This is a genomic window from Polynucleobacter sp. TUM22923, assembly GCF_030295705.1.
GTDB lineage: Bacteria > Pseudomonadota > Gammaproteobacteria > Burkholderiales > Burkholderiaceae > Polynucleobacter.
In genome coordinates this window covers 454,763-480,826 of record NZ_AP027274.1, presented here as the reverse complement: position 1 = coordinate 480,826, position 26,064 = coordinate 454,763, and the positions used below count along the sequence as shown (strand labels likewise).

Sequence of the window (26,064 nt, the reverse complement as noted above, 5' to 3'; positions counted from 1 at the left end):
TTAACGTACAGCTAGCAGCAACAACTACATCATGCATCAAAATGATAGAGCGGAGTGTCTGAATCTGCTAAAGTAGAACCCATACTATTTGAACAAGGACGCCTTTGTGGTCACAAAGAGAGTTGCAGCTCAGCTAGACGACCTCTCCCAAGGCCAGCGGGAGCGGCTGTCGTTTATCGAATTCAAGGCGTACTTCTGTGCAGACCTGTCCCGTGCGGACATCGAAAGGCGCTTCGGGGTCAAGCCTGCGGCCACCGCACGTGACCTAGCCACCTACCGCCGCCTTGCACCGCACAACCTTATTTACGACCCGTCTCAGCGCCGCTACGCGACCACTGATTATTTCTCGCCGTTGTTCGAGCACACCGCTGACCGCGTGCTCACTTGGTTTAGATCAGGGTTTGGAGATGGCCTAGACCTCAAGCTGCGCTGCACAGTTCCATGCGAAACCGCCAGCGACCTCGTCAAGCCAGACCTTGAGACCTTGGCTGTTCTCACTCGGGCAATCGCCAACAAGCGCCAAGTCAAAGTCAGTTACCTGTCTGTTGCCTCAGGTGCATCAACTAAGACTCTAAGCCCGCTGGCCCTTGCTGACACTGGCTTGCGTTGGCATTTGCGCGCCTATGACTGCGAACGCGAGCGCTTTGCCGACTTCTCGCTGACTCGCATCGTCAAAGCAAAGAACCTGAACAAACCAATTCCAGACGCCCAGCAAATTGAGGCAGATGCCCAATGGGCTCGTATTGTTCGACTGGAGATGGTCCCGCACCCAGGGCTAGAACATCCCAAAGCCGTCGAAGCTGACTTTCGCATGGAAAAGGGCATGTTCAGCATTGACATGCGAGCCCCTCTTGTTGGCTATGCACTAAGGCGTTGGTCGGTGGACTGCACGACGGACCACAGCTTGGATTGCAAAGAGCATCATTTATGGTTGCGCAATCATCAGACGCTGTACGGTGTGGAGAGTGCCACACTGGCGCCAGGCCATTCGTCCAATGAAAAGGCTGATGAGTAATGGAACTGATCGACAACATCAACAACCTGCTTGGCGACGATCTCAAAGAAAAGCTAAAACCCGGCGGACGGCTGAAAGTAGCAGCTTCGTGTTTCTCCATTTATGCATACGAAGCATTAAAGGCTGAGCTGGAAACCATCGATGCATTGGAATTCATTTTCACGTCGCCTTCGTTCATCCCTGAGCAAGTGACCGATGCAGTAAAGAAAGAACGGCGCGAATTCCACATTCCAAAAGCAGGGGCTGAGCGCAGCTTCTACGGCACCGAGTTTGAGGTGCAGCTTAAAAACAAGCTGACCCAGCGTGCCATCGCCCGCGAATGTGCCGACTGGATGCGCCGCAAGGCCAAGTTTCGGTCCAACAGTGGCGGCGCACCCATGCAGCAGTTTGCAGCGGTGCAGACCGCTGCCGCAGCAACGCCCAATGCGGTTTACATGCCGCTGCATGGCTTTACTGCTGTCGACTTGGGTTACCAGCGTGGCAACGCGGTGTCTAATATCGTCAACAAGTTCGACGAGCCCGGTCATACCGGCGTGTTCCTGAACCTGTTCGACCAGATTTGGGCTGATCCTGACAAGCTCACCGACGTTACAAATCTCGTATGCGAGCACATCGCGTCGGTTTACCAAGAAAATTCGCCCGAGCGCATCTACTTCCTGATGCTTTACAACATCTTCAACGAGTTCCTAGAAGACCTCAACGAAGACGTGTTGCCCAACGACCGCACTGGCTACCTGGACACCTTGGTGTGGCAAAAACTGTTCAACTTTCAGCGCGATGCCGCCACCGGCATCATCAACAAGCTGGAAACCTACAACGGCTGCATCCTGGCCGACAGTGTGGGCCTGGGTAAAACCTTCACGGCGCTGGCCGTCATCAAGTATTACGAGCTGCGCAACCGCTCGGTGCTGGTGCTGTGCCCCAAGAAACTGGCCGACAACTGGCTCACCTACAACCGCAATCTCAAAACCAACATCTTCGCCAAAGACCGGTTCAACTACGAGGTGCTCTGCCATACCGACTTGCAGCGCACCAGTGGCGAGTCGTTTGGCACGCCACTTAACCGGGTCAATTGGGGTAACTATGACCTGGTGGTTATCGACGAGTCGCACAACTTCCGCAACAACGATGTCTACAAGGACAAGGAGACTCGCTACCAGAAGCTGATGAACTCCGTTATCAAGCAGGGCGTCAAAACCAAGGTGCTGATGCTGTCTGCCACTCCGGTCAACAACAGGTTCAACGATCTGCGCAACCAACTGGCCCTGGCCTATGAAGGCAACGCCGGTTTGCTGGGTGACAAGCTGCGCACCGAGAAGGACATTGACGAGATATTCCGGCGCGCACAAACGGCGTTTAACACCTGGACCAAGTTGCCACCCGAGGAGCGTACCGCCAGCGCCATCTTGGCTGCGCTGGACTTCGACTTTTTCGAGTTGCTGGACAGCGTAACCATTGCCCGGTCGCGCAAGCACATCGAAACCTTCTACGACACCAAGGACATCGGTAACTTCCCGGAACGCCTTAAACCGCTGTCGTTCCACTGCCCGTTGACCAAGCGCACCGACGTGATTGGCTTCAATGACATCTTCAACCAGCTCTCGCTCTTAAAGCTGGCCGTGTATGCCCCAGTGAGCTACATCCTGCCCAGCCGTATCAAGAAATACGAGGATATGTACGACACCGAGGTGGCCAGCGGTGGTGGCAAGTTAAAGCAGGCCGACCGCGAGAAAAGCTTGCAGGCGCTGATGACGGTCAACTTACTGAAACGACTGGAAAGCTCCGTCGCGTCGTTCCGCCTAACGTTACAAAGCCTGCAAAGCAACCACCAGAAGGCTTTAACCAAGATTGCCGCCTTCAAAAAGTCGGGCAAAGCCGCCAAATTCACCGACCACACGCCGGACTTTGAAGACGCCGATTTTGATGACGATCTGTTACCCGACCTGGATGATGACCGAGGCGGCAATGACAACCGCACGGGCGGCAAAGTGCAAATCGACCTAGGCGATATGGACTTGCCATCCTGGGAGCATGACCTTGGCGCTGACCTGGCCGTCATTGACGGGCTTTTGGCTGAAATGGCCAAAATCACTCCGGCGGACGATGCCAAGCTCCAACACCTCAAAGCGCAGATCGAGCACAAGGTGGCCAACCCCATTAATCCCGGCAACCGCAAGCTGCTTATATTCACTGCGTTCGCGGACACCGCCAACTACCTGTACGACAACTTGGCCGCAAGCCTGTTCCAGAAACACGGCATCCACACCGGCAAGGTTACCGGCTCTACCGAGCCCAAAACCACACTCAGGCTGGCCGCGAATCCGCGCCAAGGGATTGATTTTCAAACCATGCTCACGCTGTTTGCACCCCGCGCCAAAGAGAAGGCGCTGACCATGCCGCATGAGCCGGGCGAAATCGACGTGATGATAGGCACCGACTGCATCTCCGAAGGCCAGAACTTGCAGGACTGCGACACCGTTATCAACTACGACATCCACTGGAACCCGGTGCGCATCATTCAGCGCTTTGGCCGGGTGGACCGTATTGGCTCTCCTAATGCGCGTATCCAGTTGGTCAACTACTGGCCCGATATCAGCCTGGACGAGTACATCCGCCTCAAAGAGCGGGTGGAAAGCCGCATGATGATTGCCGACGTGACCGCCACGGGCGATGACAACGTGCTGTCTTCCCAGGCCAACGACGTGGCCTACCGCAAGGAGCAATTGCGCCGCTTGCAGGAGGAGGTTATCGAGATGGAAGACCTCAAAACCGGGGTATCTATTACCGACCTGGGCCTGAACGACTTCCGCATGGATTTGCTGAACTACGTCAAAGCCCATGACGACCTGGCCCGCCTCCCCAATGGCTTGCATGCTGTGGTGCCCGCCAACCCGGACAAAGGCTTGCAGCCCGGCGTTATTTTTACTCTTCGCAACCGCCTGTTGAGTGGTGCAGCTGGTGGGGTAGTGCAGCAAAAGAACCGGCTGCACCCGTATTACTTGGTTTATATCGGCATGGACGGCTCCATCATTGCCGACCACATGGAGGTCAAAGCCTTGCTGGATCTGGCCCGTACGGCCTGCAAAGGCCGCAGTGAGCCGATGCCCGCCGCTTTTGAGCCCTTCAACAAAGTCACAGACGATGGCCGCAATATGAAGGCCTACTCCACATTGCTGGACAAGGCGATCCGCTCGATGATCGACCGCCAGCAAGAGCAAGACGTGGACAGCCTGTTCTCACCGGGCAAGACCAGCGCTTTGGTGCAAGAAGTTGCCGGGCTCGAAGACTTTGAACTGATCAGCTTCTTGGTGATTCAGGCCCCATGACTGCCACTTTGGACACCCAGCCGGTCGCGTTGTTTGCATGGCCACGCCAGGCAAAGGTTGACCGCCCAGTGGCCAAGACCAAAATCTACGCCCATGCCAAGCCCAGCGCAGCCTTGCGTGCCATGTTTGTAGAGCAGGTAGAGAGCATCACTTGGGCTTACAAGCTCTCACCCGAAACCATCAACCTGCCCGCAAAGGCTGGCGTCCCGGAGATTGAAGTGTTTGAGGTGGCTTTGAAGCTGCCTGACATCAGTCATTTGGTGCTTCGGTGTATCGACAAGGCCATACCCTTCCCCATCCTCTTCAACCTACGGTTTGACGGGCGCACTCGGCCCGTTGCGGCACACAAGCGGCCCAGCGATGCTGCCAGTGACCAGTGGGTGGTGGGGGACTACCACGCCGCACCGTGGCAAAGCGACGGTGTTGTCCGGCCTGCATTGCCTATGGCGCTGGATTTGCTGGGCCTTTACGAGCAGCTTTTGCGTCAGCACTTTGCCTTGCCAGCCCGTCTAGGCGAATCGCTGCGTGCCCAGCTAGACCGCCTGTCTGCACTGGCTGCAAAGCAGGTTGCCGCTGCCAAACTTGAATCCCGGTTGAACGCTGAAAAGCAGTTCAATCGCAAGGTCACAATCAACGCCGAGTTGCGCACCCTTCGCACAGAGCTGGGTTTGCTGGCCTCATGAATGAAATCAATATTGCAGTAGCTATACATTTGATATCTGCTTGCGCATATTCCACGGGGGCTAGAAGCCTAATTGACCATGAATAAAATGAAAATGCACAGCCCTGACCTTACGCAGGCCAATATCGACAAAATTGCGGCGCTGTTCCCTAACTGCATGGCCGAGGCGCGCGATGCCGACGGCGTGGTGACGAAAAGCATAGACTTTGACCAACTGCGCCAGGAGCTGTCTGGTTCCATCGTGGAAGGCCCGCAGGAGCGCTACCAGCTCAATTGGCCCGGCAAACGCGAAGCGTTGCTGACCGCCAATGCACCCATTGCCAAAACCCTGCGCCCGTGCCGTGAGGAGAGCGTGGACTTTGACACCACGCAAAACCTGTTCATTGAGGGCGACAACCTTGATGCGCTGAAACTGCTGCAAGAGACCTATCTGAACAAGGTCAAGATGATCTACATCGATCCGCCTTACAACACGGGGAATGATTTCATTTATGAGGATGATTTTGCGGAGGATTCTGCTTCCTATTTTGAGCGTTCCAATCAAAAGGATATACAGGGCAATCGACTGGTGGCGAATACTGAAAGCAACGGTCGCATGCACTCCGACTGGTTAAGCATGATTTATTCTCGTCTGAAGCTATCACGAAATTTACTGCGCGAAGATGGACTTGTTTTTATCTCAATTGATGATAATGAAGGTGCTAATCTGAGAAAGCTTTGTGACGAAATTTTTGGTGAAGAGAATTTTGTTGACTGTATTATTTGGAAAAAAAGGTATGGAGGAGGAGCGAAGGAAAAGCATTTAGTGACTCTACATGAGTACATCTTAATTTACGCAAAATCTATAAACGACTTGGGGGAAATATTTATTCCTTTAAGTGACGAAAGCATCCAACGCTATTACAAATCTAAGGATACTAATTTCAGCATACGTGGGCCATACAGGACTCACCCGTTAGAAGCCGGTAAAGCCGTAGATGAGCGTGTAAATTTAGTATTTCCGATCGAAGCACCCGATGGAACGCTCATAAACCCGAAACGACAGTGGTATTGGAGTCGGGAACGAGTCCGAATAGCTGCAAGTAATGCGGAATTGGAGTTCTTAAAAGATAAGAAAGGTGAGTGGAGTGTGCATAGTAAACAATATCTAAAAGATGAGCATGGGATTACTCGTGAGGCAAAAGCCTTTTCACTTATAGATAATGTTTTCAGCCAGCATGGCACTAATGAAATTCTCGATATATTTGGAAATGCAAAGATATTTTCATATCCCAAGCCGAGTAAGCTAATTGAGCAACTACTAGAAATTGGCACTAGTTCGGGTGGTGATGAAATTGTCTTAGACTTTTTTGCGGGATCTTCCTCGACTGCACATGCGCTGATGACTTTGAATCTAAGAGATGGCGGCACGCGAAGGGGAATCATGGTTCAGCTTCCAGAGGTTTGTGACTTGGGGAGTGATGCATTTAAAGCTGGCTATAAAACTATTGCAGAAATCTGCAAGGATCGTATTCGCCGTGCGGGTAAAAAAGTCAAAGATGAACATGCAATAACTAATTCAAACCTCGACATCGGTTTTCGTGTTCTCAAAATCGACAGCTCAAACATGAAAGAGGTGTTCTACACCCCCGACGCCGTCTCGCAAGACCTGCTGACCGATCAAGTCAACAACATCCGCGAAGACCGCACGTCCGAGGACTTGCTGTTCCAGGTGCTGCTGGACTGGGGCGTTGACCTGGCATTGCCCATATCCAAGGAAGCCATCGCAGGCAAGACCGTGTACTTTGTCGATGGCAATGCACTGGCGGCATGCTTTGATGAGGGCGTCAACGAAGATTTCGTGAAGCTGCTGGCCAAGCGTGAGCCCCTGCGAGTGGTGTTCCGCGATGCTGGCTTTGCCAGCGACAGCATAAAAATCAACGTGGAGCAAATCTTCAAGCTGATGTCGCCCACCACCGAAGTCAAGTGCATTTGAAAGAAACGCCCCCATGCAGCCCTACATCCCCAATGCATTACCGATTACCGACCTGGATTACCGTTTGCTGTTGCCACTGGTAGGGCAGGCCAATGCGGCACTGGCCCGATACGATGGCCTATTGCAAGGCATCCCCAACCCTGCGGTGATGCTGTCGCCTTTGGCTACGCAGGAGGCGGTTCTGTCGTCCAAAATTGAAGGCACGCAAGCCACGGTTGATGAAGTGTTGGAGCAAGAAGCGGGGCTGATCAAGGAGGGTCAGAAATACGAGGACATTCAAGAAATTTCCAACTACCGGAAAGCCCTTTATTCGGCGCGTGAGTACTTGAAGGATTACCCCATCCGACTGAGTTTTGTTCGGGAGCTACATCGTATTTTGATGGGCAGTGTGCGTGGGCAGGATAAGACGCCTGGGGTATTCCGTCTTGACCAGAACTGGATTGGAAAACATGGTTGCACGATGGAGCAAGCCAGTTTTGTACCGCCCAACCCCATCCAACTGCCGGACCATCTACAAGCTTGGGAGCATTATCTCGACAGTGACGATGTGGATTTTTTGTTGCAAACGGCTGTGCTGCATGCCCAGTTTGAGTTGCTTCATCCGTTCAAGGATGGCAATGGCCGGATTGGTCGCATTTTGATTCCGCTTTTCCTGTTTCAAAAACGGGCGTTGTCACAGCCCATGTTTTACTTGTCGGAGTATCTTGAAAATCATCGGGAAGAATATTACGCAAGACTCAAAGCCATTTCGGAAGATGGCGACTGGAATGGTTGGATTGCATTTTTTTTGCAGGCCATCACCACTCAGGCGGCGCAAAACAGCAAGCGCGTGACGGCCATTCAGTCACTCTACGAAGAGATGAAACTGGCGATTCAGGCGGCCACGCATTCGCAGTACACGGTACACGTGCTGGATGCGATCTTTATTAAGCCGATTTTTCGCTCGTCGGACTTGACGGCGCGAATGTTTCGGGAGTTTGGCATTCACGAAAAGACAACCCCAGGTTTGCTCCGGCAGTTGAAGGCAGCGGGTATCTTGCGGGAGCTACAAGCTGGGAGTGGCCGACGGCCTGCCACACTGTGCTTCCCCCGACTGATCAATCTAGCCGAGGGCCACGAGGTGCTCTGAAATGGTTGTGGAGCCCGTGCGCGCTACAAACACGTTTGTGGAGTCTATTTTTTGTTTTGCGCTCCACTACGCGGCTTGTGGAGTCCCAAGGCTCCACAAAATTGCAGAGTAAAAATAGAAGCTTGCAGAGACATTGCAGAGAAACACATGAAACTAAAATTCAAAAAACAAGCCTTCCAGACCAACGCAGTGGAGGCGGTGGCGGACTGTTTTCTCGGGCAACCAAAGCGCGAGGTATTGAACTACCGTGTGGACCCAGGCCGTGCCGTCGATGCCGGTGGCCAGGCGGCGGCAGAGTTGGAAACTGTGGGTTTCAAGAATGCCGATCTGGCGTTGACCCCCGGTCAGGTGTTGGAGAACATCCACGCCGTGCAGCGCAGGCAAAACCTGCCGCTCTCAAACGCCTTGGTCAGAACCAAGGTGTGTGACTTCAACCTGGACGTGGAAATGGAGACCGGCACGGGTAAGACGTATTGCTATGTCAAGACCATGTTCGAGCTGAACGCCCGCTATGGGTGGAGCAAGTTCATTGTGGTGGTGCCCAGCATTGCCATCCGCGAAGGCGTGTTCAAGTCGCTGAAAATCACCGCCGAGCACTTTTTGGACGACTATAAGAAGCGCGCCCGCTTCTTCATTTACAACTCCAAGCAACTGCACAACCTGGAAAGCTTTTCCAGTGATGCGGGCATTAATGTCATGGTCATCAACGTGCAGGCCTTCAACGCCACCGGCAAGGACGCCCGCCGCATTTACGAAGAGCTGGACGACTTCCAGTCGCGCAGACCGATTGACGTGATCAGCGCCAACCGGCCGGTGCTTTTCCTGGACGAGCCGCAGAAGATGGAGGGTGGCAAAACTCTCGATTCATTGGTGAACTTCAAGCCACTGGCTGTGCTGCGTTATTCCGCCACGCACAAAACGACGCACAACAAAATTCACCGCCTGGACGCGCTGGATGCGTACAACCAAAAGCTGGTCAAGAAAATCTCCGTGCGCGGTATCTCAGTCAAGGGCTTGACCGGCACCAATGCGTACCTGTATTTGGAGTCGATTGAGGTTTCTACCGCTGCCCCGGTGGCGCGGGTGGAGTTGGAAATCAAGCAGAACAACGGCATCAAGCGCGTGCTGCGCAAACTCGCGCGCAATGACAATCTGTTCGACATGTCCGGCGATTTGGAGCAGTACCGTGGCTTTGTGGTGGCTGACATCAACGCCTTGACCAACACGGTGAGTTTCACCAATGGCCATGAGCTGATGGCGGGTGAGGCGACTGGCGATGTCAGTGAATCGGCCTTGCGACGCATTCAAATTCGGGAGGCCGTCAAAGCCCACTTTGAGAAAGAGCAGGCGCTGTTCAACCAGGGCATCAAAGTGCTGTCGCTGTTCTTCATTGACGCGGTGGCCAAGTACCGCAGCTATAACGAAGCAGGCGAGCAGCCCGGTGAGTACGCCGGGATGTTTGAGGAGGAGTACAACCAGCAGCTCTCCGAGGTGCTGACGCTGGATGACACGCCGTACAACCGGTATCTGAAAGGAATCGCGACCGGCAAGACGCACAACGGTTATTTCTCTATTGATAAGAAGACCAAGCGGATGGTGGACCCGGAAACCGGGAAGAAATCCACAGAAACCGATGACGTGGATGCCTACGACTTGATTCTGAAAGACAAGGAACGCCTGTTGTCGTTTGAGGAGCCGGTGCGTTTCATCTTCTCCCACTCCGCATTGCGCGAGGGCTGGGACAACCCGAACGTGTTTGTGATCTGCACGCTCAAACACAGCGACAACACCGTGAGCCGTCGCCAGGAAGTCGGGCGCGGCCTGCGCTTGTCCGTCAATCAGCATGGCGACCGCATGGACAACCCGGCCACGGTGCACCAAATCAACGTGCTGACCGTGGTGGCCAGCGAGAGTTACAAGGACTTTGTGACCGCGTTGCAGCGCGACATCAGCGACGGATTGTCGGAGCGGCCACGGGTGGCGGACCAAGCATATTTCAAAGGCAAAGTCCTCCAAACCACGAGCGGCGATGTCGAAGTTACCGCCGAGATGGCAACCGACATCGAGTTCTACCTGATCCAAAACGGCTACGTGGACAAGAAGCGCAACATCACGCAGAAGTACCATGACGCCAAAAAGGAAGGCCAGCTTGCCGACCTGCCCGAGGAATTGGCGGTTCACGCCGAGCAGGTACTGGGGCTAATTGATAGCGTGTTCAGCGATGCGCAACTGCCGGACATTGGGAATGACCGCAAGGCAAAAACCAACCCGCTCAATGCCAACTTCGACAAGGCCGAGTTCAAGGCGCTGTGGAATCGCATCAACCACAAGGCAGCGTACACGGTGGAATTTGAAACGCCGGAGCTGGTGGCCAAGTGTGTCAAGGCCTTGGAAGCCGAACTCAAAGTGAGCCCTATGCAATATACCGTGGTGGCGGGCGAGCAGACCGACACGGCAACCTATGACGGAATTCGCCAGGGTGAATCCTTCAAAGTGACCGAATCCACCACGGATTTTCACCGGGCGTCAGCGCACTCTGCGGTGAAGTACGACCTCATTGGACGGCTGGCCGGAGAGACGCAATTGACACGATCCACCGTGGCCAGTGTCTTGCAGGGAATCAACAAGGCGGTGTTCAGTCAGTACCGGACCAACCCGGAAGACTTCATGCAAAAAGCGGCCCGGCAGATGAACGAGCAAAAGGCCACTGTGATAGTGGAGCACATTGCCTACGACCCCACGGGCGACACGTACCACATGGACATCTTCACCCAGGACAAGGCCAAGGAAGATTTCAGTAAAGCGGTCAAGGCCAATCACCACATCTACGATTACGTTTTCACCGACTCCAAGAACGAACGCAACTTTGTGCGTGAGCTGGATGCCAGCACCGAAGTGGTGGTGTACGCCAAGCTACCACGCGGTTTTTTTATCCCTACCCCGGTTGGCAACTACAACCCGGATTGGGCCATTGCCTTCCAGGAGGGCAAGGTGAAACACGTCTACTTTGTCGCAGAAACCAAGGGTTCCATGTCCAGCATGGACCTGCGAAAAATCGAGCAAAGTAAGATTGACTGCGCCCGAAAATTTTTCGCCAAAATCACATCCGACCAGGTGAAGTACGACGTGGTGGATGGGTATGGGAAGCTGATGGAGTTGGTGGGGTAAAAAATCATGGCAAAAGCAGAAGCATCGGTTGACGAACTAGTCGGAATGATTGAACGTGGCGAGCTACGCTTGCCTGAGATGCAGCGGCAGTATGTATGGCGATCAACCAGGGTTCGTGATCTTCTGGACTCCCTTTATCGTGGCTACCCCTCCGGAGCGATCTTGCTTTGGGAGACTGACGAAGATGTGCCATTGCAAGCCATGGCGGTTGGACAACAAAGTAACCCCTACAAAACAACACGACTGCTTTTAGACGGGCAGCAGCGGCTCACATCTCTTTCCGCTGTGATTCGTGGTGAGCCTGTGAATGTTCGCGGCAGAAAGCGTCCGATTGAAATTCTTTTCAACCTTGAGCACCCCAATGAGCTTCAGGGCTTCATGGAAATCAATGAGGAAAGTGACGTTGATGACACCGAGCCCGACCAGGTGGACGCATCGGAGGATGAACTCCAGCAGCGTTTTGACCGAATGACCTTCGTTGTATCGACCCGCAAGTTGGAAAGTAGTCCGCGCTGGGTCAAAGTCTCAGAGGTTTTCAAGAGCACAAGCAACACCGATTTCCTCAAACGGGCTGGCGTGACCTCCTTTGATGACCCTCGTGCAGACCTTTATAGCCAACGTCTTGATCGCCTCAGGGCCGTCAAGAAGTACGTGTACCGCATGGATGTGCTGGAGCGCACGCTTTCCTATGACGAGGTGACTGAGATCTTTGTGCGCGTCAACTCACTTGGCGCAAAGCTTCGAAGCTCTGATCTAGCGCTGGCCCAAATCACTGCAAAGTGGAAAAACTCACTTCACACCTTCCAGGCATTTCAAATCAAGTGCAAAGAAGTCGGATTTGATTTGGAACTGGGTATCCACTTGAAGAATCTAGTGGCCATGGCCACTGGACAATCTCGTTTCAAGACGGTGAGCTCGCTTGACATCACCCGGCTTCAAACCGCGTGGAATGAAGCCTGCGAAGGCATGAACTTCGCCATGAATTTTCTCAAAAGTAACGTCGGCATTGATAGTCCAGCACTGCTTTCCTCTTCGTCAATGATGGTGGCCATTTCGTATTTTGGGCATAAGCGCAACTACCAAATTTCGCCAGATGAGTCCAAGTTGCTGCGTTATTGGGTGCTTGCGGCTAACGCCAATGGCCGATTCTCACGCGGCTCAAGTGAGACACTGCTTGATCAGGACATTGCCTCGATTCGGGATGGAGGAGATATCCAGGACTTGATTGACCGACTACGTTCGCAGGTAGGTAGGCTGGAAATTTCGCCTGAAGAGCTATCGGGAAGAAACCAACGTAGTGCGTTGTTCAAGACGATGTTCTTGGCCTTCCGCTCGGCTGGCGCAAAAGACTGGCATTCCAATCTGACGATTGCCCTTGATCACAGTGGCGTTCAACATCGCCTTCAGTTCCACCCTATTTTTCCAAAGGCTGTGCTCACCAAGGCAGGTGTGATTTCGCGAGAGGCCGACGATATAGCCAACTTGGCATTCATTGGTGGCAAGACAAACCGCGTCATCAGCGACAAGCCGCCAAAAGAATACCTGGCCTTTTTTGCGGCAAAGAGTGGGGAAGAGGGATTCAGCGTCCAAGAGATTCCGTTGGATCCAGAGCTGCTTGACACCCCTGCCTACAAGAAGTTCCTTGAAGTGCGTCGCGCACGTATCCCAAACAGGCTTAACGTGTTCATCACCGGCTGACGACCAAAGCCTCCTGAACAACGAAATTTCATTCAGGTCGGTTCACAGCTTTTCCACCCAAATTCAAAAAACCCGACCTCCGAACCTAGACCAGAAAAGTCATGAGGTTTTGAGATAAACGGGGTTTGAGACGGCTTTTTCGGTCCAGCGCCGTGGGCGTGGTTCGGAGCCAGAAGCGCAAAGCCCCGCGTGGTGCGGGGCTCTGGCGGGATCACAACAAGGCTGAGCAAGTTGTGAACCTAGGTTTTGGCGGAGAGGGTGGGATTCGAACCCACGGTACCTTTGACAGTACGCCTGATTTCGAGTCAGGTACATTCGACCACTCTGCCACCTCTCCGAACCGTAACAAGATTATAGCCACTGATGATAACCACCTCTAGCTTACAAAAGAAGATGGCGTAAGGCAATTATTGGTTCAACCCACTTATTCGCAATAGCCCGCTCGCTCAGTTAGATCGGCTTAAGAACCTCTAACCCACCCATATAGGATTGCAACACCTTAGGTATCCGAATACTGCCATCTGCTTGCTGAAAATTTTCCAGCAAAGCAACACCTGTCCTACCTACTGCTAAGCCAGAACCATTTAAGGTGTGTACCAGCTCCGGTTTTCCTTGCCCCACTTTAAATCTAGCCTGCATACGTCGCGCCTGAAAATCACCCATACTCGAGCAAGAGCTAATTTCTCGATAAGCGTTTTGCGAAGGGATCCATACCTCCAAGTCATAGGTCTTCACGCTGCCAAACCCCATGTCGCCAGTACATAAAAGTACTTTTCTATAGGGTAGCTCCAGCAGCTCCAGAATTTTTTCAGCATGCGCTGTGAGATCTTCCAGGGCCTGCATTGAAGACTCCGGCTTACTGATCTGCACTAACTCCACCTTATCAAACTGATGCTGACGAATCATGCCGCGAATATCGCGCCCATAACTACCCGCCTCAGAACGAAAACATGGAGTGTGTGCAACAAACTTTAGTGGCAGCTGATCTGCATTCACAATCTCGTCTCGCACTAAGTTAGTGACTGGTACTTCAGCTGTTGGGATAAGATAGAAATTCTCAATACGAGGTTCACCAGCATCACCCTCACCACCCATTTGACGAGGGACCTTAAAGAGATCTTCCTCAAACTTCGGCAGCTGCCCTGTGCCACGCATGGATGCAGCATTCACAATATAAGGCGCATAAATCTCTTGGTAGTCATGCTGTGTTGTATGCAGATCTAGCATGAACTGTGCGAGCGCTCGATGCAGTCTGGCCATAGATCCCTTGAGAACAACAAAGCGTGACCCACTAATTTTCGCTGCTGACTCAAAATCCAATCCTAACGGGGCACCAAGGTCAACGTGGTCCTTTACCTCAAAGTCAAATTGAGGTATTTCGCCCCATCGTTTGACTTCGATGTTGTCGGCCTCATCCTTACCTACAGGCACAGATTCATCAGGTAGATTGGGGATCTCCATTAAAAAGTCAGCGATCTCCACTTGCAAAATAGCTAAGCGTGCGGCCCCTGACTCCATATCACTATTAATTTGAGTGGCTTCTGCCATTTCAATAGCGGCATCCTCGCCCCTCCCTTTTTTCATCCCAATTGCTTTAGACAGTTGATTACGCTTAGCTTGCAACTCTTCTGTGCGAGTTTGGAGTAATTTTCGCTCGGACTCCAAGGCGTTAAATTTCTCAACATCCAATTGAAATTTACGCATAGCTAAACGCGCCTGTACTGCGACGATATCTTTACGAAGTAGTTGTGGATCAATCATGTCTTGCTCAATTTTTCAAATTCAATATTTATTAATGGGATATTTTGCCTTAGCTGCCATAGTTACCTTAGTTGGCTTAGTTACCTTAGCTGCTTTACGGCTACTTATCAGCTATTTTTAGTTCAAGCGTAAAACCTCTGCGCCTTGGGGTGGTACAAAATTAAATCGGTTGGCCGGTAAATCAATATTTAATTGGATCTTATCTAAAGTTACCAAAACAACACTACCCAGTCCATCTATCAGCTCCAATGCTTTTGGCAAGCCATTGCTCATACCAATCGCCATTTTGGTGTAGGGCATATCACTCCCACTCTTGGCATTCGGGCTTTTCTTGGGCGCCAGCGATACCCATTGCATACCCAGACGACTTTCTCCCTCCATTAAATCAAAGTGCTGATCTAAGGAAGTCTCTCCAAAAAGAATGGCGGCTGGTGTAGCAGCTAGAGCCTGCCCTGCAGGTCTAAAGGTAGCTTGATTTAAATCTTTATCCCATAGGATCAGCTGCTTACCATCGGCAATCAATTTTTGCTCATATGGCTTTTGGGTATCCCAGACAAAACGCCCTGGTCGCTGAAAAATAAAGCGCCCCTGTGTTTGACGAACCACTTTCAAGCCCTTATCTTGCGACTCGCCAGCTTTTGGAGCGCGCAATTGCTGCTGCACGAAATCCCCCTCGGCTGTCTTTGAATTACGCACAAACTGGCGCAATTGTTCAATGCCGGTTTGCCCATCGGCAGCCATAACAGGGTTGATTGGGCTTGCAGCCATCTGGATGCAGATACCGACAGTAAAAACGGACATCAATCTACGAGCCATCCTTGTCATCATCACTAAGCTCATCTTATTCAGATGCTCGGTGAAGAATCTCTCGATTACCGCCATTACCCATTTTAGAAACGAGCCCTGCTTTTTCCATATCCTCTAATAGGCGTGCTGCACGGTTGTAACCAATGCGTAAGTGACGCTGTACCAAAGAAATCGAAGGGCGTTTATTGTCTAAAACAATAGCAACCGCTTGATCGTATAAGGGATCTGCTTCGCCACCGCCCTCGCCGGTTAATGCATCAATGGTTGATTCATCAGCACCTTCAAGTACGCCCTCAATGTAATTGGCTTCGCCTTTTTCTTTCAGCCACTCAACTACACGATGTACTTCATCATCAGAAACAAACGCGCCATGCACGCGTACTGGCAATCCTGTGCCTGGCGCCATGTACAACATGTCACCCATGCCAAGAAGTGCTTCAGCGCCTTGCTGATCCAAGATGGTACGACTATCAATCTTGCTACTAACTTGGAAAGAGATGCGGGTCGGTACATTTGCCTTGATCAATCCCGTAATTACATCCACACTCGGACGCTGCGTTGCCAACACCAAATGAATACCGGCTGCGCGCGCCTTTTGGGCAATACGGGCAATTAATTCCTCAATCTTCTTTCCCGAGACCATCATCAGGTCGGCCAACTCATCAATCACGATAACGATCACTGGGGCTTTATAAATTGGCTCTGGATCATCCGGCGTCAGACTAAAGGGGTTCGTAAGCTTTTCACCCTTCTCTTCAGCTTCTAAGATTTTCTTGTTGAAACCGGCTAAGTTACGCACGCCAAACTTACTCATGAGTTTGTAGCGACGTTCCATTTCATTCACAGCCCAATTGAGGGCGTTGTAGGCCTGCTTCATATCTGTTACGACTGGGCACAAGAGATGTGGGATCTTGTCGTACATAGCCATCTCTAGCATCTTAGGGTCAATCATGATCAAGCGAACTTCATCAGGCTTTGCTTTAAACAACATCGATAAAATCATCGCATTAATACCAACCGATTTACCTGCTCCAGTGGTACCAGCGACCAAGCAATGGGGCATCTTAGCCAGATCGGCAACCATTGGGCTGCCAGAGATATCTTTACCCAATGCCAACGTTAAGAGCGAGTGACTGTCGTTGTAAACCTGTGAACTCAGAATCTCAGAGAGATACACTGATTGGCGGCTAGGGTTTGGCAACTCAAGGGCCATGCAGGTCTTACCAGGAATGGTTTCCACGACACGCATACTCACAACGCCGAGTGAACGCGCCAAATCGCGGGCCAGGTTGACGATTTGGCTCCCCTTCACGCCAACTGCTGGATCAATCTCATAACGGGTAACTACTGGGCCCGGATAAGCAGCAATCACCTTCACGGCCACATTAAATTCTGCTAACTTTCGTTCAATTAAACGGGAGGTAAATTCCAGCACTTCTGCAGAAATAGTTTCTTTAGCTTCTGGCACGGTATCGAGCAGCGCCAAAGGCGGTAATTCTGAATCAGGAATGTCAACAAAGAGGGGCTGCTGCTTTTCACGCTCTACTCGTGCGCTTTTCACAATCTCAGTCACAGGACGCACAATCTGGATAGGCTTAGCTATTTCTACCCTACCCCTAAATTCTTCGACAAATTCCTCGCGCTCCTCTGCTGCAACCTCACCTAATTTACGATCTTCCTCGCTATCTCGACGCTCGCGGACATACTGAATAGCCAATTCAATAGAACGCCCTACTTTTTCTGCGATGTCGAGCCATGAAAAATGGAGAAATAAAGAGAGTCCAGCACACAAACCAAACAGCAAAACCAGAGTGGCACCGGTAAATCCCATCGTCATTTGAAGGGGATCCCCAACCAGCTCCCCCAAAATGCCTCCAGGAGGCCTAGGAAGATCCAAGCCCAGCGAATGTAGCCGAATAGACTCAAGGCCCATGCTACTCAACAAAGTAAGCCCAAAGCCAAGCCAACGGACTAATAAAGAGTCTGGTTTGGCCTGCGGATCGGCCGGAAGGGAAATGCTCCACAGTTCACGCCAACCGCTCAGAACACGACGCCCAAATAGCACTATCCACCAAAAGGCCGAAATTCCGAAGATATAAAGCATTAAATCAGCGATATAGGCTCCAAAACGCCCTCCCAGGTTCTTGGGCACCTCAAAACTAGCGTGAGACCAGGCCGGATCAGCCTTGGAATAGGTCACTAAAATGGCCAATAGCGCCAAACAGAGGGCGCAGGAGATAAACCAGCGGGCCTCTAGGAGGAGGCGGGGTAGCCTGCCTTGCCCTTGATTCTCGGGGGGCTCTGGGCTCAAGGGAGTTTTAGACTTGGGATATACAGTTCTGACCATGTTCTACCGATTGTAATCAAGCAATCCTATAATTTGAATATGAATACAAATATCCCAAAACACTCCAAAGTTCTCATCCTCGGTTCTGGCCCTGCCGGCTACACAGCAGCAGTCTATGCCGCCCGCGCTAATTTGAGCCCCACCCTTGTTACTGGTATCGCTCAGGGCGGCCAGTTGATGACAACAACGGATGTAGAAAATTGGCCTGCTGATCCAGACGGCGTTCAAGGCCCTGAATTAATGGATCGTTTTTTAAAGCACGCTGAGCGCTTTAATACTGAAATCATTTTTGATCACATTCATACAGCGGCTTTGACAGAAAAGCCGATTCGGCTAGTGGGCGACTCTGGCACCTACACCTGTGATGCCCTCATTATTTCTACTGGAGCTTCTGCTCAGTACCTTGGCTTACCTAGTGAAGAAGCTTTTATGGGGCGTGGTGTATCTGGTTGCGCTACCTGCGATGGCTTTTTCTATCGCAACCAAGACGTATGCGTAGTTGGTGGTGGCAATACTGCAGTAGAGGAAGCGCTCTACCTCACAGGCATCGCTAGAAAAGTAACCGTGATTCATCGTCGCGATAAATTTCGTGCAGAGCCTATTTTGAATGACCGCCTCATGGCCAAGGTAGCCGAAGGTAAAGTGGAACTCAAACTCAATTCGACCTTAGATGAAGTCCTTGGTGACGAAAAAGGTGTCACTGGCGTACGCATTAAAAACCAAGACGGCAGCACTGAAGAGATTGCCGTCATGGGCGCCTTTATTGCGATTGGCCATAAGCCCAATACTGAGTTGTTTATTGATCAGTTAGAGATGAACAATGGTTACATCAAAACCTACTCTGGTTTAGAAGGTAACGCTACAGCAACTAATATTCCCGGCGTATTTGCAGCGGGTGACGTACAGGATCATATTTATCGTCAGGCCATTACTAGTGCAGGTACGGGCTGTATGGCAGCGCTTGATGCTCAGCGTTATTTAGAAACCCTAGCTTAAAGCCTTAAAATAAAAACCTGATTAGATTTAATATTAATTATTTATTCGCCACACCCCATTATTTTGGTTTTTATCAAAATATATATTAATCACCAATTGGAGTATTCATGAGTTACGACAAAGTCAGTCCTGGTAAGAAAATCCCCGAAAGTTTTAACGTCATTATTGAGATCCCAATGAATGCGGATCCAGTAAAGTACGAAGTGGATAAGGAAAGTGGCGCGCTATTCGTAGATCGCTTTATGGGTACGGCTATGCACTACCCATGCAACTATGGATACATCCCGCAAACCGTCGCTGGCGATGGAGATCCTGTTGATGTTTTGGTAATGACACCGTTCCCACTCTTTCCAGGTTCCGTAGTTAGTTGCCGCGCTATTGGTGTTTTGCTGATGGAAGATGAAGGTGGTCAGGATGCTAAATTATTAGCTGTTCCAGAAGATAAAATTTTGCCTATTTATAAGCATTTGCAAAAGCCTGAAGACTTACATGAATTGCAACTCAATCAAATTCAACATTTCTTTGAGCACTATAAAGACCTCGAAAAGGGTAAGTGGGTCAAGGTAAAAGGTTGGAGTGGTGTAGCTGATGCCCATAAAGAAATTCTTGAAGGCATTGAAGGTTACGCGAAGTCCCAGAAGTAATTGCTGAGTTAGCGAGAGTGAGTTCACCAACTATTGCCCTAGCGCAGATCAACCCTCTATTGGGTGATCTGCCTGGCAATGCCCAACTCATCGCACAAGCAGCTGCCAAAGCGTATGCGCAAGGGGCCTGCATCGTTTTGACCCCTGAGTTATCGCTTACGGGCTACCCCCCCGAAGATTTGCTATTACGTCCGGCTTTTATTGAAGCTGCCGAGTTTGAGCTCGAGCAACTCATGCATGCGCTTAAAAAATTTCCTAATCTGACCGTGATTGTTGGTCACCCAAAAATGACAGCTGTCGGCCTACAAAACTACGCTTCTGTTTTGCGTGATGGCAAAGTGATTGCAGCCTATGCCAAGCAAAAGCTGCCAAATCATGAGGTCTTTGATGAAGTGCGGTATTTTGTTGCAGGCAATGTAGCCTGCGTATTTGAAGCCAATGGAACTCAGTTTGGTCTTATTCTTTGTGAGGATGCTTGGCATCCCGGCCCCGCTCTGCAAGCACATGCAGCAGGTGCACAGATATTGTTAGTGCTCAATGCCTCACCATACCACCTACAAAAAGAAGTGCTCCGCATCGAGGTTCTGCGCCAGCATATTGCCACTACGAAAATGCCATTGGTATATGTTAACGCTGTAGGGGGCCAAGATGAGCTGGTGTTCGACGGTGGATCGTTCGCCCTAAACAAAATTGGCGAGCTAGTGATGTCCATGACGCAGTTTGAAACAGATATGGGTTTTGTTGGTATCAGCAAGTCGGGTGATTTAGAAAAAGGGTTGTTAGTTTCACCAACGAGTGTTGAGGCTCAGGCCTATCGCGCCTTAGTACTTGGTGTGCGTGACTATGTTCGAAAAAATGGCTTTTCAGGTGTGATCATCGGTCTCTCAGGGGGTGTCGACTCTGCTCTAGTTCTTGCTATCGCCGTAGATGCATTAGGGGCTGATCAGGTTCGCACCGTCATGATGGCTTCGCGATATACCGCTGACATCTCCTGGATTGATGCAAGAGAAATGGCAAAGAATTTAGATGTCCAGTATGACGAAATTCCGATTAGTGCCTCAGTCGATGCGCTAGAAACAGCTTTAGCAGAACAATTTAAAGGTTTAGCGGTAGACGCAACCGAAGAAAATATTCAAGCGCGCGTGCGTGGTACCTTGTTAATGGCGCTTTCGAATAAAACAGGTCGCCTGGTATTAACGACTGGTAACAAAAGTGAGATGGCAGTGGGTTACTGCACCCTTTACGGGGATATGGCCGGTGGATTTGCGGTCATCAAGGATATTGCCAAGACTTTAGTTTATCGACTCTGCGCCTATCGAAACAGTATTAGCCCCGTTATCCCAGAGCGCATTTTGACCCGCGCACCCTCCGCAGAATTACGATCAGATCAAACAGATCAGGATAGCCTGCCTTCGTATGAAGTACTGGATAGCATTGTGGAGCGATACATGGAACAAAATCAATCCATTGCTCAAATGATTGCCGCTGGCTTTGATGTGGAGAGCGTTGAAAAGGTCACCCGTCTCATAAAACTGAATGAATATAAACGCCGTCAGGCACCCCCAGGAGTTCGAGTTACCACCCGTGCATTTGGGCGCGACTGGCGCTATCCCATCACCTCGAAATTTAGAGCCTAGGGGTCTAGGGGTCCTTAGGGTTATCCTTAAAGCAGCACTTCAGCAGCACTTAAGCGCTGCATAAGCCGCCCAATCAATTTATCAGTATGATTGTTCTAGAGACTATATCGAAGGAAAGCCATGAAACTCATTACCTGCATTATTAAGCCGTTTAAATTAGATGAAGTTCGCGAAGCCCTTGGTGATTTGGGTGTTACCGGACTCACTGTTACCGAGGTTAAGGGATTTGGACGTCAAAAGGGGCACACTGAGTTATATCGTGGCGCTGAGTATGTAGTCGACTTTTTGCCAAAGGTAAAAGTTGAGGTAGTAGTGGCAACGGATCGGGTTGATGCTGTGATCGAGGCCATTGTTAAGTCAGCCCACACTGGCAAGATTGGTGATGGCAAGATCTTCGTCAGTCCAATAGAGCAAGCGATCCGGATTCGTACTGGCGAAACCAACGAGTCCGCTGTATAAAAGCTTAGTGAATCGCAGATCTTAGCGAAACTGAGAATCCGACCTATCGGTAGGTGAAGCAGCTACTGCAGCTGCTTCAAGAATGAGTGTTTTAATATTTGGGTTCACCGGGCGCACCTTAGCCCCCTGAAAATAAATGTCTACCTGAGCAATTCCGTTTGTTAGCACCTTAAATGGTGGTCTACCAAAAAACGACGTACCTGCACCCGGCTCAACTGTTTTGTTTTGTATTTTTCCCGAAGCATCAACCACACACACGGTTTGCGCGCTCTTCACCTGAATATGTACCATATCAGCCACTTTGCGTGGCGACTCAGGCTTAAAGCTCAAAATCCCCTCCTCTGCCGGGCAAGCAATTGAAGTCTCGCTTGGAGTGCCTGATACCGTCATTGGTGGGGCAATAATTAGGGGAGCAGAATCTGCTGGCACTACCGGAGCAATCTCAACCCCCTCCTTTACCAGCAGGATTTCTTCGGGCTTATCTGCAAAGAATAGTGGACGCAGATTAATGACCGAGAAAACTATAACGGCAAGCAGGCTGAAGCCCAAAAAAAACTTCTTTTTACGACTTGCTTGTGCTCGGGGTACCCCTGAGCTAAAACGAATTTCCGAAGCAGTTTTCTTATTTTGCTTTTTTAGATCCGGCGAAGACTGAGCCGTTTTAATCTGCTCACTCATTTCCTTTTGAATTTCAGGGGCCGCTTGGATCACATCAGTGAGGCCAAACTCAAAAGCATCTTCCTCGCTTAACTTCAATAGTTTTGCTACTTTTTTGGCGGCAGTATATTTAATCTGCGCCCCATAAAAAGAGCTGCTCTCACCATTTTCAATTTGCTCAATTTGGCGAGTTGACAAGCAAGCCAATGCACCAAGATCTTTTGTACTCAGGCCGGCGCTTATCCGAGCCGCAGTAAAGGCTTCCTTGCGAATCTCTAAAGGCTGAGAACTGTTGTTCATAAGAACCATTATTTAAAATAAGGAGGTGGTGCCGCTCAACTACAGAATAAACATGACTTTATCCTAATTAAGGGCCATAACCCATCACTTAAAAAGGATTACCTGAAAATAAAAAGATCCAAATTTACTGCGCCGCAACATTTAACGAGCGGAAGGCTATTTATAAACCGGGCACATCTCACTGTCTCACGGCACAATAGAGCTTTTCAAATCATTCTTTTTTGGAGTCCACACTCGCATGAAACGCCTTAACGAACGCTCTCGCAATGTCACTGAAGGGGTTGCACGTGCTCCTAATCGCTCGATGTATTACGCAATGGGGTATGAAGACAAGGACTTTTCTAAGCCGATGGTGGGTGTAGCCAATGGTCACGCCACTATTACTCCTTGCAATAGTGGACTTCAGAAACTTGCTGATGCAGCAGTAAGCGCTCTTGAAGCGGCTGGAGCAAAAGCGCAATTATTTGGCGTTCCAACTGTATCCGATGGTATCGGCATGGGTACAGAGGGCATGAAATATTCACTCGTATCACGTGAAGTCATTGCAGATAGCATTGAAACTTGTGTGAACGGCCTGTGGCAAGACGGCGTTCTCGTCATCGGCGGCTGCGATAAAAATATGCCGGGCGGCATGATGGCTATGGCACGTACAAACGTTCCCAGTATTTATGTCTATGGGGGAACAATCAAGCCTGGACACTTTAAAGGAAAAGAACTTAATATTGTTTCTGCATTTGAAGCGGTTGGTGAGTTTACTTCTGGCCGTATGACAGAAGAGGACCTTAAGGGCGTAGAGCAAAACGCTTGCCCAGGAAGCGGCTCTTGCGGCGGCATGTATACCGCCAACACCATGAGTTCTTCGTTTGAGGCTCTTGGCATGAGCTTGCCTTACTCTTCAACCATGTCAAACGTAGATGCAGAGAAAGTCGCTAGCGCACATGATTCAGCCCTGGTGTTGGTAGAAGCGATTAGGAACAACTTACGCCCACGGGACATCATCACTAAAAAATCGATTGAGAATGCGGTAAGTGTAATCATGGCAGTGGGTGGCTCTACCAATGCCGTTCTCCATTACTTAGCCATCACTAGTGCAGCAGAAATTGATTGGACGATTGATGACTTTGAGCGCATTCGTCAGCGAGTACCAGTCATTGCGGATATGAAACCCTCCGGCAATTACTTGGCTACCGATCTACATCAAGCGGGCGGCATTCCCCAGATCATGAAGCTATTGCTAGATGGCGGACTACTCCATGGTGACTGCATCACCATTACTGGTAAAACCATCGCAGAGACCTTAAAAGATATTCCTTCCGTCCCCCGTGCCGATCAAAAGGTGATTCGTACTTTAGACAACCCGATGTATAAACAAGGTCACTTGGCTATTTTGAAGGGCAATATTTCACCTGAGGGTTGCGTAGCTAAAATCACCGGCTTGAAAAATCCATCAATTACCGGCCCTGCCCGTGTCTTTGATTCTGAGGATGATGCGATGGCTGCCATCATGGAGCAAAAAATCAAAGATGGTGATGTCATGGTCATTCGCTACGAAGGCCCTAAAGGTGGCCCCGGTATGCGTGAGATGCTTGCTCCAACGGCTGCTCTAGTGGGGCAAGGCTTAGGAGAGTCTGTTGGCCTGATTACCGATGGTCGGTTCTCTGGTGGCACTTGGGGCATGGTTGTTGGTCACGTTGCACCAGAGGCATTTGTAGGCGGTACGATCGCCCTCATCCATGAAGGTGACTCAGTAACCATTGATGCCCACAAGCTGCTAATTCAACTCAATGTAAGCGATGAAGAGATCGCTCAACGTCGCGCTGCTTGGGTACAACCCAAGCCACGCTATACCCGCGGCTTGCTAGCGAAGTATGCGCGCCTTGCGAGCTCTGCCAGTAAAGGCGCAGTAACGGATCTGAATTTAGATTAAAGCGTTCAGCCCAAAACAAAAGCCCCTCAGTCAAAAACTGAGGGGCTTTTTATTTGCAACAGAAATTCAAATTAATGTTTCATTGCACCACCACGAGAGGCGCCAGGGGCTCCCATCGCATTCACTAGCATTTTCACCTCAACTTCACCGGCTTTAGCAAATTTGAGTTTTACTGGGACCATCTCACCAGTAGCCAAAGGTGCTTTGATGTTCATGAACATCAAATGCAGGCCACCTGGCTTTAGCTCAACAGAGCCGCCTGCTGGAATAGGAATATCTTTTACTTGACGCATTTTCATCACATTGCCTTCCATAGCCATTTCATGCAACTGGACTTCACCAGCAACAGGTGAGGTTACAGAAATCAATTGATCTACTGCACCCTTGTTTTCAATCTTAAAAAATCCACCTGCTACTTGCTGGCCTGGCACGGTAGCGCGCGTGTAGGCATTTTCAATTTGTAAATTCCCTACTTTTGCGTTTTGAGCAAGCGTCGAAGTACCAAAACCCAGAGTCATGGCAAGAGCCAAATAAATTGATGAATACTTTTTCATAAAAATCCTTTAAAAAAATGATAGTGAAATACTTTTGAAAATCGAAAACGTCATTTAAGCTTTTACCAACTGATTGTTTTAGTGCCGTCCCTGAACAATGCATCGCCGGTCATTTTTGGTCCCCCTAGCTTTACACCAGTAATGAGATCGCCCTCAGTAAACCCTCTTTGCTTTAGACATATCGGACACATAATGACAAGAGCGCCACTCGCAACAATTTCAGATATAAGCTGCTGTTGTTCAGCAAATTGACCTGAGCCAGCTTTAACGCCCAAATTCACTGCCTTATCCGTTAAAAAGATGGTGAGTGGGTGTCCATTGGCAAAGTGATGCTTACCAAATTGAATTGCCATGCTTGCACGCATAGGCTCGTCTGAGGATAAGTTCACAAAAAGCGGATCATTAGCACCCGCAAATGTTGATAAAGAAAATACCGACAGTCCAGTCAGTAAGATAATTTTTGATACGATTCGCTGTAATGTCATTGCAGTACTCCACATAATCTAACAACACATGGCAATACATCTGCCGTTTTCATAGCGAGGCTATGGGCCTAAGTTACTTAGACCTGTGAAGGAGGTGCGGCAGAGGGGGGTGTTAGCCAGACAGTTAGAGGCTGAGGTGACTGATAGAACAGCTGCGGTAGAAACGCAAAACTTTGCGGCGCCTGAAATGTCAGGCTGGTATTCAATGCGGGGGTAACGGTACCCTGAACAAAACAGTAAGGGCAAGGTCTACTAGCATCTTGAATGTCGGCCGGGGAATCTGCATTCGCTTTGATCTCGATCTGCATTTGATTCCCTTCTGCCGAACAAATCTCCATCGCAAAGCCTTGACCATGTTTGCTAACTGAAACTGCCTGAGAAATTGCTGGGGCAAGCGCACTCATCATTACTGCAAGGGCAGCAAGCCAGTGAAGCAAACGGTGTTTAGGGAAATTCATTCTAAGTAAATTTTAGCCGACTTCTAAAAGCTGTCCTCC

General features: G+C 50.3%; 19 protein-coding genes and 1 tRNA gene. 12 read left to right on the top strand and 8 right to left on the bottom strand.

The window, feature by feature from the left end; translation table 11 throughout:
- Positions 1-106 precede the first annotated feature (106 nt).
- From QUD86_RS02470 to QUD86_RS02440, 7 genes are all read left to right on the top strand, one after another.
- Positions 107-1,015 carry a helix-turn-helix transcriptional regulator gene (locus tag QUD86_RS02470; protein WP_502928888.1) on the top strand — a complete coding sequence of 303 codons (909 nt, stop codon included), beginning with the start codon at positions 107-109 and terminating at the stop codon, positions 1,013-1,015.
- Positions 1,015-4,341, top strand: coding sequence for a helicase-related protein (locus QUD86_RS02465; protein ID WP_286297783.1), 3,327 nt, complete (start codon positions 1,015-1,017; stop codon positions 4,339-4,341). The genes QUD86_RS02470 and QUD86_RS02465 overlap by 1 nt, the downstream gene beginning before the upstream one ends.
- Entirely contained in the window at positions 4,338-5,024 is a 687-nt protein-coding gene (locus QUD86_RS02460) for a DUF4391 domain-containing protein (RefSeq protein ID WP_286297782.1), read from the top strand. The genes QUD86_RS02465 and QUD86_RS02460 overlap by 4 nt, the downstream gene beginning before the upstream one ends.
- Positions 5,025-5,102: 78 nt before the next feature.
- Positions 5,103-6,998: a site-specific DNA-methyltransferase gene (locus QUD86_RS02455; protein WP_286297781.1), complete on the top strand. Its 1,896-nt coding sequence runs from the start codon at positions 5,103-5,105 to the stop codon at positions 6,996-6,998.
- Between the two features lie 13 nt (positions 6,999-7,011).
- The gene (locus QUD86_RS02450) at positions 7,012-8,127 is read left to right on the top strand and encodes a Fic family protein (RefSeq protein WP_286297780.1); all 1,116 of its coding nucleotides are present in this window, start codon (positions 7,012-7,014) and stop codon (positions 8,125-8,127) included.
- A 147-nt stretch (positions 8,128-8,274) separates the two neighbouring features.
- Positions 8,275-11,295 carry a type III restriction-modification system endonuclease gene (locus tag QUD86_RS02445; RefSeq protein WP_286297778.1) on the top strand — a complete coding sequence of 1,007 codons (3,021 nt, stop codon included), beginning with the start codon at positions 8,275-8,277 and terminating at the stop codon, positions 11,293-11,295.
- A gap of 6 nt (positions 11,296-11,301) precedes the next feature.
- The gene (locus QUD86_RS02440) at positions 11,302-12,993 is read left to right on the top strand and encodes a GmrSD restriction endonuclease domain-containing protein (protein WP_286297776.1); all 1,692 of its coding nucleotides are present in this window, start codon (positions 11,302-11,304) and stop codon (positions 12,991-12,993) included.
- A gap of 247 nt (positions 12,994-13,240) precedes the next feature.
- Here QUD86_RS02440 and QUD86_RS02435 read toward each other — a convergent pair.
- The 4 genes from QUD86_RS02435 to QUD86_RS02420 form a co-directional block, all read right to left on the bottom strand.
- Positions 13,241-13,330: transfer RNA gene (locus QUD86_RS02435), tRNA-Ser, on the bottom strand.
- 113 nt (positions 13,331-13,443) lie between these two features.
- The gene (serS, locus tag QUD86_RS02430; protein ID WP_286297775.1) at positions 13,444-14,754 is read right to left on the bottom strand and encodes a serine--tRNA ligase; all 1,311 of its coding nucleotides are present in this window, start codon (positions 14,752-14,754) and stop codon (positions 13,444-13,446) included.
- A gap of 117 nt (positions 14,755-14,871) precedes the next feature.
- Positions 14,872-15,555, bottom strand: a complete 684-nt coding sequence (lolA, locus tag QUD86_RS02425; protein ID WP_286297773.1) for an outer membrane lipoprotein periplasmic chaperone LolA — start codon at positions 15,553-15,555, stop codon at positions 14,872-14,874.
- Between the two features lie 40 nt (positions 15,556-15,595).
- Positions 15,596-17,908: a DNA translocase FtsK gene (locus QUD86_RS02420; protein WP_286297772.1), complete on the bottom strand. Its 2,313-nt coding sequence runs from the start codon at positions 17,906-17,908 to the stop codon at positions 15,596-15,598.
- 39 nt (positions 17,909-17,947) lie between these two features.
- Here QUD86_RS02420 and trxB point away from each other — a divergent pair, with 39 nt between their 5' ends.
- From trxB to glnK, 4 genes are all read left to right on the top strand, one after another.
- A complete protein-coding gene (trxB, locus tag QUD86_RS02415) occupies positions 17,948-18,904 on the top strand; it encodes a thioredoxin-disulfide reductase (protein ID WP_286297771.1) in 957 nt (318 codons plus the stop codon).
- A gap of 107 nt (positions 18,905-19,011) precedes the next feature.
- Positions 19,012-19,548: an inorganic diphosphatase gene (gene ppa / locus QUD86_RS02410; protein WP_286297770.1), complete on the top strand. Its 537-nt coding sequence runs from the start codon at positions 19,012-19,014 to the stop codon at positions 19,546-19,548.
- Between the two features lie 17 nt (positions 19,549-19,565).
- Complete coding sequence (locus QUD86_RS02405) at positions 19,566-21,185, top strand: NAD+ synthase (protein ID WP_286297769.1); 1,620 nt, start codon at positions 19,566-19,568, stop codon at positions 21,183-21,185.
- A 120-nt stretch (positions 21,186-21,305) separates the two neighbouring features.
- Positions 21,306-21,644 carry a P-II family nitrogen regulator gene (glnK, locus tag QUD86_RS02400; RefSeq protein ID WP_286297767.1) on the top strand — a complete coding sequence of 113 codons (339 nt, stop codon included), beginning with the start codon at positions 21,306-21,308 and terminating at the stop codon, positions 21,642-21,644.
- A 21-nt stretch (positions 21,645-21,665) separates the two neighbouring features.
- Here the strand turns inward: glnK and QUD86_RS02395 are convergent, their stop codons facing one another.
- The gene (locus QUD86_RS02395; RefSeq protein ID WP_286297766.1) at positions 21,666-22,601 is read right to left on the bottom strand and encodes a helix-turn-helix domain-containing protein; all 936 of its coding nucleotides are present in this window, start codon (positions 22,599-22,601) and stop codon (positions 21,666-21,668) included.
- A gap of 238 nt (positions 22,602-22,839) precedes the next feature.
- On the opposite strand from QUD86_RS02395, the gene ilvD reads away from it, so the two are divergent.
- Complete coding sequence (gene ilvD / locus QUD86_RS02390) at positions 22,840-24,528, top strand: dihydroxy-acid dehydratase (RefSeq protein ID WP_286297765.1); 1,689 nt, start codon at positions 22,840-22,842, stop codon at positions 24,526-24,528.
- A 71-nt stretch (positions 24,529-24,599) separates the two neighbouring features.
- Here ilvD and QUD86_RS02385 read toward each other — a convergent pair whose 3' ends face one another.
- The 3 genes from QUD86_RS02385 to QUD86_RS02375 form a co-directional block, all read right to left on the bottom strand.
- Complete coding sequence (locus QUD86_RS02385; RefSeq protein WP_286297764.1) at positions 24,600-25,082, bottom strand: copper chaperone PCu(A)C; 483 nt, start codon at positions 25,080-25,082, stop codon at positions 24,600-24,602.
- Between the two features lie 62 nt (positions 25,083-25,144).
- A complete protein-coding gene (locus QUD86_RS02380; protein ID WP_286297762.1) occupies positions 25,145-25,567 on the bottom strand; it encodes a DsrE family protein in 423 nt (140 codons plus the stop codon).
- 77 nt (positions 25,568-25,644) lie between these two features.
- Complete coding sequence (locus tag QUD86_RS02375) at positions 25,645-26,025, bottom strand: DUF2946 domain-containing protein (RefSeq protein WP_286297761.1); 381 nt, start codon at positions 26,023-26,025, stop codon at positions 25,645-25,647.
- Between the last annotated feature and the right edge of the window lie 39 nt (positions 26,026-26,064).

What these genes read in the sequence shown, in the direction of transcription:
- QUD86_RS02465 (WP_286297783.1), top strand. Translation starts at nt 1,015, where the DNA reads ATGGAACTGATCGACAACATCAACAACCTGCTTGGCGACGATCTCAAA.
- QUD86_RS02460 (WP_286297782.1), top strand. Translation starts at nt 4,338, where the DNA reads ATGACTGCCACTTTGGACACCCAGCCGGTCGCGTTGTTTGCATGGCCA.
- QUD86_RS02455 (WP_286297781.1), top strand. Translation starts at nt 5,103, where the DNA reads ATGAATAAAATGAAAATGCACAGCCCTGACCTTACGCAGGCCAATATC.
- QUD86_RS02450 (WP_286297780.1), top strand. Translation starts at nt 7,012, where the DNA reads ATGCAGCCCTACATCCCCAATGCATTACCGATTACCGACCTGGATTAC.
- QUD86_RS02445 (WP_286297778.1), top strand. Translation starts at nt 8,275, where the DNA reads ATGAAACTAAAATTCAAAAAACAAGCCTTCCAGACCAACGCAGTGGAG.
- QUD86_RS02440 (WP_286297776.1), top strand. Translation starts at nt 11,302, where the DNA reads ATGGCAAAAGCAGAAGCATCGGTTGACGAACTAGTCGGAATGATTGAA.
- serS (WP_286297775.1), bottom strand. Translation starts at nt 14,754, where the DNA reads ATGATTGATCCACAACTACTTCGTAAAGATATCGTCGCAGTACAGGCG.
- lolA (WP_286297773.1), bottom strand. Translation starts at nt 15,555, where the DNA reads ATGTCCGTTTTTACTGTCGGTATCTGCATCCAGATGGCTGCAAGCCCA.
- QUD86_RS02420 (WP_286297772.1), bottom strand. Translation starts at nt 17,908, where the DNA reads ATGGTCAGAACTGTATATCCCAAGTCTAAAACTCCCTTGAGCCCAGAG.
- trxB (WP_286297771.1), top strand. Translation starts at nt 17,948, where the DNA reads ATGAATACAAATATCCCAAAACACTCCAAAGTTCTCATCCTCGGTTCT.
- ppa (WP_286297770.1), top strand. Translation starts at nt 19,012, where the DNA reads ATGAGTTACGACAAAGTCAGTCCTGGTAAGAAAATCCCCGAAAGTTTT.
- glnK (WP_286297767.1), top strand. Translation starts at nt 21,306, where the DNA reads ATGAAACTCATTACCTGCATTATTAAGCCGTTTAAATTAGATGAAGTT.
- QUD86_RS02395 (WP_286297766.1), bottom strand. Translation starts at nt 22,601, where the DNA reads ATGAACAACAGTTCTCAGCCTTTAGAGATTCGCAAGGAAGCCTTTACT.
- ilvD (WP_286297765.1), top strand. Translation starts at nt 22,840, where the DNA reads ATGAAACGCCTTAACGAACGCTCTCGCAATGTCACTGAAGGGGTTGCA.
- QUD86_RS02385 (WP_286297764.1), bottom strand. Translation starts at nt 25,082, where the DNA reads ATGAAAAAGTATTCATCAATTTATTTGGCTCTTGCCATGACTCTGGGT.
- QUD86_RS02380 (WP_286297762.1), bottom strand. Translation starts at nt 25,567, where the DNA reads ATGACATTACAGCGAATCGTATCAAAAATTATCTTACTGACTGGACTG.
- QUD86_RS02375 (WP_286297761.1), bottom strand. Translation starts at nt 26,025, where the DNA reads ATGAATTTCCCTAAACACCGTTTGCTTCACTGGCTTGCTGCCCTTGCA.